10 protein-coding genes are annotated in these 12,887 nt (G+C 62.6%); 4 read left to right on the forward strand and 6 right to left on the reverse strand.

From position 1 onward, the window contains the following. Positions 1-72 precede the first annotated feature (72 nt). The gene (locus QD280_RS03565) at positions 73-1,137 is read right to left on the reverse strand and encodes an alcohol dehydrogenase family protein (protein WP_279838343.1); all 1,065 of its coding nucleotides are present in this window, start codon (positions 1,135-1,137) and stop codon (positions 73-75) included. Beyond that, positions 1,134-1,655, reverse strand: a complete 522-nt coding sequence (locus QD280_RS03570; RefSeq protein ID WP_279838344.1) for a TetR/AcrR family transcriptional regulator — start codon at positions 1,653-1,655, stop codon at positions 1,134-1,136. The genes QD280_RS03565 and QD280_RS03570 overlap by 4 nt, the downstream gene beginning before the upstream one ends. Before the next feature lie 384 nt (positions 1,656-2,039). On the opposite strand from QD280_RS03570, the gene QD280_RS03575 reads away from it, so the two are divergent. The 3 genes from QD280_RS03575 to QD280_RS03585 all read left to right on the forward strand — a co-directional run bounded on the left by QD280_RS03575 (position 2,040) and on the right by QD280_RS03585 (position 6,620). Next, complete coding sequence (locus tag QD280_RS03575; protein WP_279838345.1) at positions 2,040-4,190, forward strand: TonB-dependent siderophore receptor; 2,151 nt, start codon at positions 2,040-2,042, stop codon at positions 4,188-4,190. 465 nt (positions 4,191-4,655) lie between these two features. Further along, a complete protein-coding gene (locus QD280_RS03580; protein WP_279838346.1) occupies positions 4,656-5,549 on the forward strand; it encodes a LysR family transcriptional regulator in 894 nt (297 codons plus the stop codon). 369 nt (positions 5,550-5,918) lie between these two features. Then, complete coding sequence (locus QD280_RS03585) at positions 5,919-6,620, forward strand: HD domain-containing phosphohydrolase (RefSeq protein WP_279838347.1); 702 nt, start codon at positions 5,919-5,921, stop codon at positions 6,618-6,620. A 106-nt stretch (positions 6,621-6,726) separates the two neighbouring features. On the opposite strand, the gene QD280_RS03590 is transcribed toward QD280_RS03585, so the two are convergent. Next, positions 6,727-7,596, reverse strand: a complete 870-nt coding sequence (locus tag QD280_RS03590) for a DUF1989 domain-containing protein (protein ID WP_279838348.1) — start codon at positions 7,594-7,596, stop codon at positions 6,727-6,729. Between the two features lie 162 nt (positions 7,597-7,758). Beyond that, positions 7,759-9,243, reverse strand: coding sequence for a sodium/proline symporter PutP (gene putP, locus QD280_RS03595; protein WP_279838349.1), 1,485 nt, complete (start codon positions 9,241-9,243; stop codon positions 7,759-7,761). A gap of 330 nt (positions 9,244-9,573) precedes the next feature. On the opposite strand from putP, the gene QD280_RS03600 reads away from it, so the two are divergent. Next, positions 9,574-10,506: a LysR substrate-binding domain-containing protein gene (locus QD280_RS03600; RefSeq protein ID WP_279838350.1), complete on the forward strand. Its 933-nt coding sequence runs from the start codon at positions 9,574-9,576 to the stop codon at positions 10,504-10,506. Between the two features lie 207 nt (positions 10,507-10,713). On the opposite strand, the gene QD280_RS03605 is transcribed toward QD280_RS03600, so the two are convergent. Together QD280_RS03605 and arsH are read right to left on the reverse strand one after the other, a co-directional pair. Then, positions 10,714-12,027 (reverse strand): arsenic transporter, encoded by a 1,314-nt coding sequence (locus tag QD280_RS03605; RefSeq protein ID WP_213114685.1) that lies wholly within the window; start codon positions 12,025-12,027, stop codon positions 10,714-10,716. 61 nt (positions 12,028-12,088) lie between these two features. After that, positions 12,089-12,823 carry an arsenical resistance protein ArsH gene (gene arsH / locus QD280_RS03610; RefSeq protein ID WP_225348124.1) on the reverse strand — a complete coding sequence of 245 codons (735 nt, stop codon included), beginning with the start codon at positions 12,821-12,823 and terminating at the stop codon, positions 12,089-12,091. Between the last annotated feature and the right edge of the window lie 64 nt (positions 12,824-12,887).

The following is a 12,887-nucleotide window of genomic DNA, read 5'->3' on the forward strand; positions in this document are numbered from 1 at the left end:
GTTCAGTCACAACAAGGGCTACCCATCGGGTAGCCCTTTTGCGTTCTGGCCGGTCGCGCGGGCAGGGGGCTTTCAGTCCTGACGGACCTTGAGCACGACCTTGCCCACGTGACCTTTCTGCTGGAAGACCTCCTGAGCGGTGGCTATCTCGGCCAGCGCGAAGGTGTCAGCGACCAGCGGCTTGATGTTGCCTTGCTCGATATGGCGCACGAGATTGGGGAAGACCTCCGGTTCCAGCACCGTGCAGCCGAAGAAGCTCAAGTCCTTCAGGTACAGCGTGCGCAGGTCGAGTTCCACCATCTCGCCACCGATGGCGCCCGCGACGGCGTAGCGCCCCTTGTAGCCCAGGATATCCAGCAGTTGCGGCCATTGCGGGCCGCCCACCAGATCGATGACCACCTCGACACTCTGGCCGTTGAGCGCCGCGTCGAGTGGCTGATCGCGCAGCACGATGTCATCGGCTCCGAGATCGCGCAGGGCATCGGCCTTGGCCGCGCTGGTGACGGCAATCACATGGGCACCACGGGCCTTGGCGAGCTGGACGGCCGCGGAGCCGACCCCGCCGGAGGCGCCGGTGATCAACACGCGCTCGCCCTTGGCAAGTTGTGCGCGGGTCAGCATGTTCTCGGCGGTGGAGTAGGAGCAGGGGAAGGAGGCGAGTTCCACATCGCTGAGTGAGCTCTCGACGCGCAGGGCATGGCGCGCCGCTACCCGGGTGTATTCGGCGAAGCCGCCATCGCATTCGGCGCCGATATACCAGGCGGACTCCAGCGCCTGGCCGTCGTGCTCCCTCAGGCAGGGCTCGATCAGTACACGCTCGCCGAGGCGCGCCTGGCTGACGTCTGAGCCGACCGCGACGATCTCGCCGCAGATATCAGCCCCCTGGATGCGCGGGAAATGGATCGGCTGCCCGGACCAGCTGGCATCCTCGGCCTCGCCATCGCCCTTGGAGTACCAGGCCAGCCGCGTGTTGAGGTCGGTATTGTTGACGCCAGCCGCGCCGACCCGCACCAGCACGTCACGCGGGCCGGGTGTCGGGCGAGGAATGTCGTCACGCACTTCCAGCACTTCCGGGCCGCCATGGCCGGTCAGGTAGACGCCGTGCATGCTGTCTTTGCTTGTGGCAAGTGAGCTCATCGGTGGGGTGCTCCCAGTAGGGTCAGTGTGGTGGAAAGTGCGGCCTCGATGGCCTTCTCGCCCAGCACCAGCCAGGCAGAAGAGGCGCCTTCATGGATCAGGAACAGCTCGGTGGCGAGGTCTGGGCGGCGGCTGTGTTGGCCGAGCCACTCGAGAGTCTCGTGCTTGTGGCGATCGACCGCCTCGCGCACCTGCGGGTTGTCGGGAAAGGCCGACAGGGCATTGACCGACATGCAGCCATTGGGCGCCTCGAACGCCATCCAGTGCCCCAGCCGCTGGTAGAGGTGGCTGAGCGCCGCAGCGCCATCCTCGGGCACTCCCTCTTCGAGGAAGGCCATATAGCGCTCGTGGCGATGCTGAAGTGCACCGATCACCATGCTCTCCTTGGAGGGGAAGTGGCGATAGAGGGTGCGCAGACTCACGTCTGACGCTGCCTTGAGCTCGGCAACACTCGGTTCTGCGAAGCCGCGCTGGCTGAAGAGCGTCTCCAGGCGGGCGGCGATATCGTGCTGGATCATGTCGGTGCCATGGTCGAATCAACGAGGGAGAGTGTTTGTTCTACCTGTGCAGGGTAGAGCGCTCATTCTCCCTGTGTCAATGCAGCGTTTCCCAAGCCTTGTGTCGTTGCTCCCACGTTCTGATGTCGCGCATTGCGGGTGTGACGCTTCGATGTCAGTACAATTACGCAAATAGAGGTTTGCTGAGCGTTAAATAAGGCAAAGCTCAGGTCATTCCGCGGAAAAATCACGCATTTTTCGTTGCGGTAGCATTTGATAAAGATTAGCATTCGCGACTCATTTACTGGCGCGGGGGGCGTCAGTCATGGCCACTTTCTGCTCATCGAGCAGATGAAAGGTGTGGTTCAGCAGGACGCTGTCGCATCGCGTACAAAGGGTTTTCAGGTGCCAAATCATTCTCGGGATAGCGCTGCAAGCACGAACAAGGGACATTTCTCCTGCCTGATCTTCAGCCTGATGGCATTGCCGGCCTCTTCGCTGGCGGCAGAGGGTGCCACCTCAAGCGAGTCGCCAGTCGCGAATTCGGTGATCGTGGTGACCGGAGAGCGTGAAGGCGAAGTGGCGCCGGGCAGCTACCGCGCCGAGGCCTCGAGCCTGGCCAACAAGCAATCGGTGGACTTCCTCGAGCAGGCGCGCACCATCAATGTCGTGACCCAGCAGGTCATGCATGATTTCAATCTGGATGATCTGGAAGAGGCGCTGCAGCCGGTCGCGGGTATCCAGCTGGGCAACACCCTGGGGGGCACCGAGGACGGCTTCGTCAAGCGGGGCTTCGGCAGCAACAGCGATGGCTCGATGCTGATCGACGGCATCCGTCAGCCGCGCCGCACCTACACCACGGCGACCGTGGGCCGCGTCGAGGTGCTCAAGGGGCCGTCATCGCTCTTCCAGGGCCAGCAGAACCCCGGCGGCGTGATCAACATGGTCACCAAGCGTCCGCAGTACGAGACGCACACCGAGATCAGTGGCGAGGTCAGCTCCTTCGGCGGTGGCAATACCACTCTGGACACCACCGGCCCCATCGAGGATACCGGCCTGGCCTATCGCTTCATCCTCTCGCATGAAGATGAAGACTCCTGGCGCGAGTACGGCAATGACCGTCGCACCACCATCGCCCCGTCACTGCGTTGGGAAGGCGAGCACAGCAGTGCCCAGATCAGCTACGAGTACCAGGACTACGAGCTGGATATCGACCGTGGCACCGTCTTCTACAACGGTAGCGCCGCCAACGTCACGCGTGGCACGCGTTTCGATGAATCCTGGAACCGCGTCTATGGCCATGACGAGTCCGTCAATGCCTGGTGGAAGCAGGAAGTCACCGACAACTGGGACATGAAGCTGACCTACGGCTGGACGCGTCGTCAGTACAGCGATGCACGCGCCAATGTCACCGACGTCAGCGACAGCGGCGATGTGACCGTGCGCGCCGAAGAGAACCAGGGCTATGATCGCAGCGAGCACTACACGGCGCTGGACGCCATGGGCGATGTCGAGATCGCGGGCCAGCGTCATCAGCTGGTCATCGGGGCGGACTACGAGACCACTCGCGACTATCTGGATGAGCGCTATTTCGGCGATTCCGTCACGGTCTCCACCGTCACTGACGTGAACCACGGCCAGCTGGCCCAGGTGACCTCCGACGACATCAATACCTCGCGCAGCAATCGTCTCGACGAGACCCAGGCCATCGGGGTCTATGTCAGCGACCGCTGGTATCTGAGCGACAAGTGGATTCTGGGCCTTGGCGGGCGCTACACCTGGTTCGATCAGCAGAGCGGGCAGGGCGAGGACTTCGTGTCTGACCCCGATTACAGCGACGACCTGTTCCTGCCCTCCGCGAATCTGCTGTATCGCATTGACGATGCCAGCTCCGCCTACATCAGCTACAGCGAATCCTTCGTGCCGAACGGCAGCGACAGTGACAGCGGCGAGAGCCTCGACCCCGAGCTCGGCAAGGGCTACGAGATCGGCTACAAGCGTCAGTGGAATCCGCGTCTGGCGACCTCCGTGGCGCTCTACCAGATCCGCAAGGAAAACGTCGCAGTCACTGACAATGGTGTGACTCGCACCATCGGTGAAGCCGGCTCGCAAGGCCTGGAATTCAGCCTCGAAGGGGCCCTGACGGATCGCACTTCCTTGCTGTTCAGCTACGCCTACACCGATACCGAAGTGCTGGAGGATACCGAAGGCACCGAGGGCAATCGTCTGCCGAATGCGGCGCTCAACGCGGCCAGCCTCTATCTGGCACATGATCTGGCGATCGATCCGTCCTACGGCGAGTGGCGTGTCGGCGGTGGCGTGCGCTATGTCGGTGAGCGTGAAGGCGATGACGACAACAGCTTCTCGATGGATGCCTACACCGTGGCAGATGCCTTCGTCGGCTGGCGTCATGACTTCTTCGGCCCGGACACCGAATTCAAGCTGAATGCGAAGAATCTGTTCGATACTGGCTACTACTACGGTAGCGGCGGCGATACCCGCGTGCTGGTGGGTGACCCGATGGAAATCACCCTGTCAGCCAGCGTCGGCTGGTAATGCGACCGCCTCTGGCAGGCTGACTCGCAGGGGGTGGCTAGATGCCAGGATAGTTACGGCATATAGACAGTCTTGACATATAGACAGTCACGGCATCCAGGCAGGCAAGACGGACGATATAAGCCAGTTTCGGAAGTCGGGTGACCTGGTCATAAGCTGGTGATCTAGAAATAGACTGGTGATCTATAAATAAAAAGGGGCGCTCATCAGCGCCCCTTTTTGTATGCGTTATCTAATGCCAAGGATCTTCACGCGCCATCTATCGTCGGGGAAACTTCGTGATGAAAGCCTGCGCTGCCGCTGAAGACGTCGATGCGGCTGGTAGACTGCTGGCATGATGCTCTGTGACTGACTGTCTTTGATCGCGTGTCGTCGATTGCGTGTCTTCGGTCGAGTATCTTCGATTGAGTGTCTTGGCGTGCCTACTCTGTGTTCCCTCTCGACATCACACCTCTGGAGAGCCCCATGCTCGAGTCGCTTCCTCTGGCCGATATTCGCGCCTTCGTCATGACGGCGGATCATGGCAGCTTCACCCGCGCCGCCGAGCAGTTGGGCGTGTCGCGGTCGCAGGTCTCCAAACAGGTGACTGCGCTTGAACAGGCACTTGGCGTGTCGCTGATGCAGCGTTCGACACGCTCGTTGCGACTCACCGAGAGCGGCCATCTGCTGCATGCCCAGTGTCGCAGTGCGTTGGGTGACATCACCCAGATCGTCACGCTGGTACGTGAGGAGCGCAACGCCATGCGCGGGAGGCTGCGCATCAACAGCGTCGGCGGGCCGATCGGCGAGCGGCTGCTGGCACCCGCCGTACATGCCTTCATGCAGACATGGCCGCAAGTGCAGGTGGAGCTGGATTTCAGCAGTCATCGCGTGAACCTGATTCGTGATGATTTCGATATCGCCCTGCGCATGGGCGCCCTCGAGGATGCCGATTTCATCGCGCGTCCGCTGATGACATTGCCCTACGTGGTGGTGGCCAGCCCCGACTATCTCGCTCGCCATGGCGCGCCAGACACGCCCGGTGAGCTGGTGGATCACCGCTGCCTGGTCGGCTCGGTCTCGCGCTGGTCCTTCACTGCACGCGGGGCAGAGCCTCGCGAATTGCAGGTGGATGTCGGGGCTCAGCTTGAGTGCCGCAACGGGCACGTGCTGGTCAGTGGTGCCATCGCCGGCAACGGCATCATTCGCGTGCCCAGGCTCTACTGTGAATCAGCCATCGCGCGAGGGGAGCTGCAGGAGTTGCTGAGTGACTGGCAGCCGGCGGATGTGCCGTTGTCATTGATCTATCATCGTGAGCGCCATCGCCCGCTGCGCACGGTGCGCTTGATCGAGCATCTGCTGGAATGGTTCGCGAGATGATATGCGCGCGTCTCTGAGCGCGGAATGCATCATTGTTGCAATACGAATAAGGTAAAGATTTGATGAAGGAAACATTGAGACACGTCATTATTATCGCCTAATATTCACCAGGTACCTTTTATCACGTGCTTTCTATCAAGTGCTGTCTATCAAGTCCTTTTTAGCAAGTGCAGGGTCTTGGAAGAGCTGGTCTTCAAAAACGGATATGAAGGTCCGAGCTTGCGAGACGGATGTGAAACACAAATCTAAAAATGCGAACGAGAAATAGGCGTTCGTCATTCCGGGCTGATGCGATCCTATCTGGCGCATCGATCATGAGCCCCCTGATGACTCACGACCCTTGATAGGCAGATTGAACAGGGAGGCTCCATGGAAGATGCCCCGCGCGCGATGCGATTCGCGCATGCCGGTGATGCCCCCTTGCCGGATTACCTCTTCAAGCCGCCCCCGGGGGCGAAGACGCTCGAACCCGGAGTCCTGGCCCTGGCGCGCCTCCTTCATCGTCATCATGGCGATACCCTGGCGCATTCCTGGCGGGTGGCGGGGCTGACGGTATTTCTCTACGCAAGGCTGTTGCCGTCCGGTCAGCGCAAGGTGCCACTGCATGACCTGCATAGCGCGGCCCTGCTGCATGATATCGGCAAGGTCGGCATCTCGGCGGAGCTTCTGAATGCCCCGCGTGCGCTCAGTGATGAGGAGCGTGTCACGATGCGCGATCATGCCAGTCACGGCGGGCGCCTGTTGTTTACGCTGCGCGGCCCCCTGAGAGCGCTGGCCAGCCTGGTGGCGATCACCCACCACGAGGGCTGGAATGGCCAAGGCTATCCTGCCGGGTCCGCCGGGGGTGCCTTGCCACTGCATTGTCAGGTGGCCGCGATGATGGATGTCTTCGATGCCCTGGCCTCGCCGCGCGCCTACAAGCCGGGCTGGTCGCTGAAGCGTCTGGTCGGATTGTTCAGCGAGGAATCGGGCAAGCAGTTTGATCCTCGCTTGATTGCCCGCATGGCGCCGCTCTGGACATCGCTGCACGCCGAACATCGCCGTTTGTATGAGCAGACAAGCCAAGGGTGAGGCGGCGATGTCCGCACAAAAGGCAAAGCCCCCTGTCGAGAGTCTCGGCAGGGGGCTTTGTTACATCAGTACCCGCTAAAGGCGATCAGCGTGTCAAAAAGCCGCATCAGCAGCAGCGTTCACGCTTGATGGCGGTCCAATCGGTGGTGGGGTGCTGGCGGCCGTGGTTGCCGGCGTAAGCCGCGACCTTGGGCGACTCCCAGCCTGCGAGAACATCGCCTTCCAGTCGATAGATCTCGACACCGAGCGGGTTGCAGGTCTCGAGCGGGTCTCGCGCATCAGGGCCCCACAGGTCCACTGACAGATCGCCGCCCGGGCAGCAGGACATCGCGCACAGCAGGTCCGTCTCGGCGAAGAACTCCAGGTAATCGCCCTTGCGTGCCGGGCAGGCCTTCATGAAGTACTTGTCTTCATTGTTGAGGCCGGTGCACTGGAAGATGTTGAGCACATCATGGATATCGAATTCGGTCAGGCCCCAGGGCTCCACCGCGCGCACCAGGTTGGAGTGGCAGTGGTGATCGAAGTCCTCGCCGGTCAGCAGGCGATTCACGTAGGGGTCGCAGCGCGTTCCCAGCAGGTCATGCACGCGACCGCCTTCTGCATCGACGCCATAGTCGGCGAGGGTGTCATCGATGATGGTCGCCATCGGGCGCAGGTAGGGCAGTGTGGACCACAGGCGATCATAGGTACTGACATGTGCACGCTGCAGCTGGCGGGTGCGAGACGCCCACATGCGCTCACGCGGGTTGTGCAGGTTCCACATGTTGAAATCGCCGACCTGTGAACCTTCGGTGATCTTGATGCGCAGCACGTGGCCCGCCGGCACTTCCCACGCCAGGCCATCGCGCAGCGGCACGGTATGGGTCGCGACCAGGGTGCGCTCGGCCTTGCCTTCGGTGAGGCTGTCGTAGAAGTCGCGATCGACGTCCAGAATCGAACCCTTGCTGGCTTGATAGGCGGCAGGTACATCACTCATGACAGAGCTCCTCGTAAATCGAAATTGGATCTGATGACCAGGCCGGACAATCTGGAATTCGCTGCCCGGCTGGGGGCTTTCGTGCACTGCCGGCAAGAGTCGTGGCCAGCAGTGGCGGTATCTGCAGGGCGCAGGGGAGGTTCTCGGGCCCCCTGCGCGGGGTCATGCCTGTTCGCGGCGCCAGTGCTTCATCAGACGGTCGAAGCAGGCGCTGGCGGCGGGTTCTGCGTTCATGCGGCTGACGAGGACGACGGCGATCAGGGCGAACAGGAAGCCGGGTACGACCTCGAACATGTCGAATATCTCCAGCGGGCCGCCGCTCAGCGGCTTCCAGATCGCGACGGTAAGGGCACCGATCAGCAGGCCGGCGATGGCGCCATTGCGGGTCATGCCACGCCAGAACAGTGACAGCAGGATGACGGGACCGAAGGCGGCGCCGAAGCCACCCCAGGCGTAGGACACCAGGCCCAGGATGCTGCTGTCACGCTCGCTGCCCATCACGGTGGCGAGCAGTGCGATGCCGATCACGCTGGCACGGCTCAGCCAGACCAGCTCCTTCTGCGTCGCCTTGGGGCGAATCAGGCCACGGTAGATGTCTTCGGCGATGGCGCTGGAGCAGACCAGCAGCTGGGAGTCGACGGTACTCATGATCGCGGCCAGGACGCCGGCCAGAATGAAGCCTGCCACCCAGGGGTTGAGCATGATCTGGCTCAGGGAGATGAAGACACGCTCGCTGTCCGTGAGACCGCCACCCAGCTCACCGCCGAACCAGTAGTAACCCAGCACGCCCACTGATACCGCAGCCGCCATGGTGATGGCGGACCACAGCAGGGCGATACGCCGCGACACCTTGATATCTTCACGCTTGCGCACGGCCATGAAACGCACCACGACGTGTGGCTGGCCACAGTAGCCGATCGCCCAGCCGGCCAGCGACAGCATGCCCAGGAAGGTCACGCCTTCCATCAGGCCACCGATGGGGGCGACATCCTGCGCCGCTGCCGGGGCGGCTGCGCCATCGCCGAACAGCGCCACTGCCGTCATGGCAGCCACGGCACACAGCGAGGCGGCCATCATCAGGCCCTGGATGAGGTCGGTCCATGAGGCGGCGAGGAAGCCACCGAGGAAGGTATAGCCGACGATGACCAGCGCGCCCAACCACAGTGCGACGCGGTAATCGATATCGAAGAGACCTTCGAACAGCACGGCTCCACCGACCAGACCCGCCGAGACATAGAAGGTGAAGAACACCAGCATGACCACGGAAGACAGGGTACGCAGTACGCGTGAGCGGTCTTCGAAACGCGCTTCCAGATAGTCCGGCACCGTCAGCGCATTGCCGGCCGCTTCGGTGAACACGCGCAGTCGCTCGGCGACCAGGGTCCAGTTCAGGTAGACGCCGACCAGGGTCCAGACCGCGATCCAGGCTTGCGAGAGGCCACCACTGAAGATGGCGCCGGGCAGGCCCATCAGGGCCCAGCCGCTGAGATCGGAAGCGCCGGCACTCAAGGCCGCGACGCTTGGCGGCAAGCCGCGTCCCCCGAGTATGTAATCCGACAGATTGTGGGTGATGCGATAGAAGTAGATGCCGATGCCCAGCATCAGCAGCAGATAGAGCCCGAACGACAGCAGGACAGGTAAGTTCATCCTAGGAGACCTCATGGTGACGCCGAGGCGTCTTGTTATTGTTCACCAGTGGTGTCGTGTTGCAGCAGGCTTGCGCGGAACAAGCAGCGGGGAGCTGGCAATATCACTGACACCTTCACCTTAGCCATGAGGTGGATTGCAGAAAACTGACCATTTTTCGTTTAACCTATGACTTCATATCATGGGTTGCCGTCACATGCTGGTTGACGCCTTTCTTCTATCAGGGCGCTCTCGCAAGCACTCAGCACAGCGATTGGCACAGGAACTCGGCACCCAGTTTCTGGCACCCGGTTTCTGGCACCCGGCCAGACCAGTCATCAAGGACATCCCATGCGACCCAGTCTGTCATCGCTCAATGCCTTCGAGGTCGTGTCACGCCTGGGGAGCATCACCGCGGCTGCGGATGAGCTCAACATCACCCAGTCGGCGGTGAGTCACCAGATACGCCGCCTGGAGGCCACGCTGGAGGTCAGTCTGCTGGAGCGGGCCGGACGCGGCGTGGTGCTGTCACACGCCGGGCGCCGACTGGCCGATGGCCTGCAGGCCGGCTTTGCCAGAATCGAGCAGTCGGTAGCCGAATTCGAGGTCGACCCACAAGGCGTGCATCAGCGGCGTCAGCTGCGCGTCAGCTGTCTTCCCTCGGTGGCGGTGCGCTGGCTGATCCCGCGGCTCAACAGCTTTCGCGAGCAATGCCCCGATATCGCGGTCAGTCTGCAATATGCCGGCATCAGTGCGCGGGGGCTGCTGCCGGAGGTCGATGTGATGATCACCTGGCAGGACGAACTCCCGGACAAGGCGTCACAGGCGTTCCGCTTGTTCTCGGGGGCCACCCAGCCGGTGGCGAGCCCGCTGTATCTGGAGCATCACCGCCGCCCGACCCAGCCGGCAGACCTGTTGAAGCTGGAGCTGATCCACGATCAGTCGCGCCAGCCCTGGCATGACTGGTTCAACAATTGCGGGCTGTATCCCTCCCAGCTCGACAAGGGCGATCTCTATCAGGATTTCAGTCTGCTGAGTGCTGCGGTGGTCGCGGGGCAGGGGGTCGCGCTGTGTCCGCCACGCCTGATCCGCAAGGAGCTTGAGGACGGCACCCTGGAATGCCTGTTCGAGATGGCCGCCAATCGCCAGCGTGCCTATTGGCTGTTCCATCATCCGCAGCCCGCCAGACATGTGCAGCAATTCTGCGACTGGATGCGCGCGGAGATCGCCGCCGAGGGAGAAGCGGCCGACAGCGGAGTCATCGTTAGCCGCCGCCAGCCCTGACGGCGGGCATCTCGCTGCCAGTCAATGGCGCACGCAACGCAAAAGCCCCGCCGGGATTCGGCGGGGCTTTCTTGTGCAAGTGCTCATGTCATGATGGCATGGGCCATGACCTGAGACATGACCTGAGACATGACCTGAGACATGACCTGAGACATGACCTGAGACATGACCTGAGACATGGCCCTTGGCCAGGAGATGGCGGGCCTGTCAGCCGTTGAGCACGCCCAGCCAGGCCCATAGGCCGAGCAGGGTGGCGATCAGCACCGGCGGCGTCAGCACCAGGCCGACCTTCATGTACTGCCCCCAGCTGATGTGATGGCCTTTCTGATCGAGCACATGCAGCCACAGCAGTGTGGCGAGACTGCCGATCGGGGTGAACTTGGGCCCCAGGTCATTGCCGATCACGTTGGCGTAGACCATCAGCTCACGCGTCGCGTCATTGACCTGCTGCGCGGTGAGGTGGTCGATGGCCAGCGCGCCGATCAGCGTGGCAGGCATGTTGTTCATCACCGAGGCGGTGACGGCGGCCAGCACGCCGGTGCCGAGGGTGGCGACCAGCTCGCCCTGACTGGCAAGCCAGGCGAGGATGTCGCTGGCGTGATCGGTCAAGCCGGCATTGCCCAGCCCGTAGACCACCAGATACATGCCCACCGAGAACAGCACGATCTGCCACGGCGCGCCGCGCAGCACCGGGCCGAGTTCGATCACGGCATCACCGCTGCCCAGCCAGCGCCCGGCGATGGCCAGCAGAATCAGCGCGGCGCTGCCGGTGACGACGGCGAGCGGGATGCCCAGCGGCGCGGTCACGAAGTAGGACACCAGCAGTACCCCCAGCAGCGGGAAGGCTGCGCGGAATACCTGGCGGTCCTTGATAGCGCTCGACGGTGCCTCGAGCTTCTCCAGCGCGTAGTGCGAGGGCAGCTCCTTGCGGAACATCAGCCACAGCACGATCAGCGTGGCGGCCAGCGCGATCAGATCGACCGGCACCATCACGGCGGCGTAATGCGTGAAGGAGATGTCGAAGTAGTTGGCGCTGACGATGTTGACCAGATTCGAGATCACCAACGGCAGGCTGGTGGAGTCGGCCACGAAGCCGGTGGCGATGATGAAGGCCAGTGAGGCCGCCGCCGAGAACTCCAGGCGCACCAGAATCGCGATCACGATCGGCGTCAGCAGCAGGGCCGCGCCATCATTGGCGAAGAAGGCCGCGATCACCGCGCCCAGCAGCACGATGAGCGGGAACAGCTTGCGTCCGTTGCCGCCGCCCCAGCGCGCGACATGCAGCGCGGCCCAGCTGAAGAAGCCCGCCTCATCGAGGATCAGCGAGATGATGATCAGCGCCACGAAGGTGAAGGTGGCGTCCCAGACGATATCCCAGACCACCAGCACATCCGGCAGATTGACCACACCGCAGGCCAGCGCGACCACGGCGCCGCCGAGGGCGCTGGTGCCGATGCCCAGCCCGCGTGGCTGCCAGATCACCAGTGCCAGCGTGATGGCGAAGATTGCCAAGGCAAGCATGACGTCTCCTTGTCGAGGGTGAAGAGTAAGTGAGAAGCCGCGTGCGCGACCGCGGATTGCGTCAGATCGTGCTCTGATTGACGCGTCGGGAGACCTCTTCGGCGCTCTCGACACGCTCCGAGTAGCGCTCGGTCAGATAGGCGCTGCGGTCGCGGTTCATCCAGGTGAACTTCATCAGCTCTTCACAGACATCGACGATGCGCAGATACAGCGGCGACAGGCGCATGCGGCCATGCTCGTCGAATTCATTGAAGGCCTTGGGCACGGATGACTGGTTGGGGATGGTCAGCATGCGCATCCAGCGGCCCAGAATGCGCATCTGGTTGACGCTGTTGAAGCTCTGGCTACCACCACTGACCTGCAGGATGGCCAGCGTCTTGCCCTGGGTGGGGCGCACGCCGCCCAGTGACAGGGGAATCCAGTCGATCTGTGCCTTCATGATCGAGGTCATCGCGCCGTGGCGCTCCGGGCTCGCCCACAGCATGCCCTCGGACCACTGGGCCAGCTCGCGCAGCTCCTGCACCTTGGGATGGTCGGCCTCGCAGTCATCCGGCAATGGCAGGCCGGCCGGCGAGTAAAGGCGCACCTCGGCACCGAAGGCACGCAGCAGGCGCGCCGCTTCCTCGGCGGCGAAGCGTGAGAAGGAACGCTCACGCAGGGAGCCGTACAGCACCAGAATGCGCGGCGCGTGACGCGGGGCATCCGGCCCGACCAGGCGATCGATCTCCAGCGGTCGCCAGTGCTCGGCATCGATATTGGGCAGGTCGGCCAGTGCCGCTTTCATCTCATCGGTCATGATTTTATCGGGCATGAGTTCATTGGTCATGGTGTCGCCTGTCGGCAGGTGAGACGTGTCGGGA

It is taken from the genome of Cobetia sp. 1AS1, from assembly GCF_029846435.1.
Classification (GTDB): domain Bacteria; phylum Pseudomonadota; class Gammaproteobacteria; order Pseudomonadales; family Halomonadaceae; genus Cobetia; species Cobetia amphilecti.

Bases quoted from the DNA above. Each gene is read 5' to 3' on its own strand.
- QD280_RS03565 (WP_279838343.1), bottom strand. From the start codon at position 1,137: ATGAGCTCACTTGCCACAAGCAAAGACAGCATGCACGGCGTCTACCTG.
- QD280_RS03570 (WP_279838344.1), bottom strand. From the start codon at position 1,655: ATGATCCAGCACGATATCGCCGCCCGCCTGGAGACGCTCTTCAGCCAG.
- QD280_RS03580 (WP_279838346.1), top strand. From the start codon at position 4,656: ATGCTCGAGTCGCTTCCTCTGGCCGATATTCGCGCCTTCGTCATGACG.
- QD280_RS03585 (WP_279838347.1), top strand. From the start codon at position 5,919: ATGGAAGATGCCCCGCGCGCGATGCGATTCGCGCATGCCGGTGATGCC.
- QD280_RS03590 (WP_279838348.1), bottom strand. From the start codon at position 7,596: ATGAGTGATGTACCTGCCGCCTATCAAGCCAGCAAGGGTTCGATTCTG.
- putP (WP_279838349.1), bottom strand. From the start codon at position 9,243: ATGAACTTACCTGTCCTGCTGTCGTTCGGGCTCTATCTGCTGCTGATG.
- QD280_RS03600 (WP_279838350.1), top strand. From the start codon at position 9,574: ATGCGACCCAGTCTGTCATCGCTCAATGCCTTCGAGGTCGTGTCACGC.
- QD280_RS03605 (WP_213114685.1), bottom strand. From the start codon at position 12,027: ATGCTTGCCTTGGCAATCTTCGCCATCACGCTGGCACTGGTGATCTGG.
- arsH (WP_225348124.1), bottom strand. From the start codon at position 12,823: ATGACCGATGAGATGAAAGCGGCACTGGCCGACCTGCCCAATATCGAT.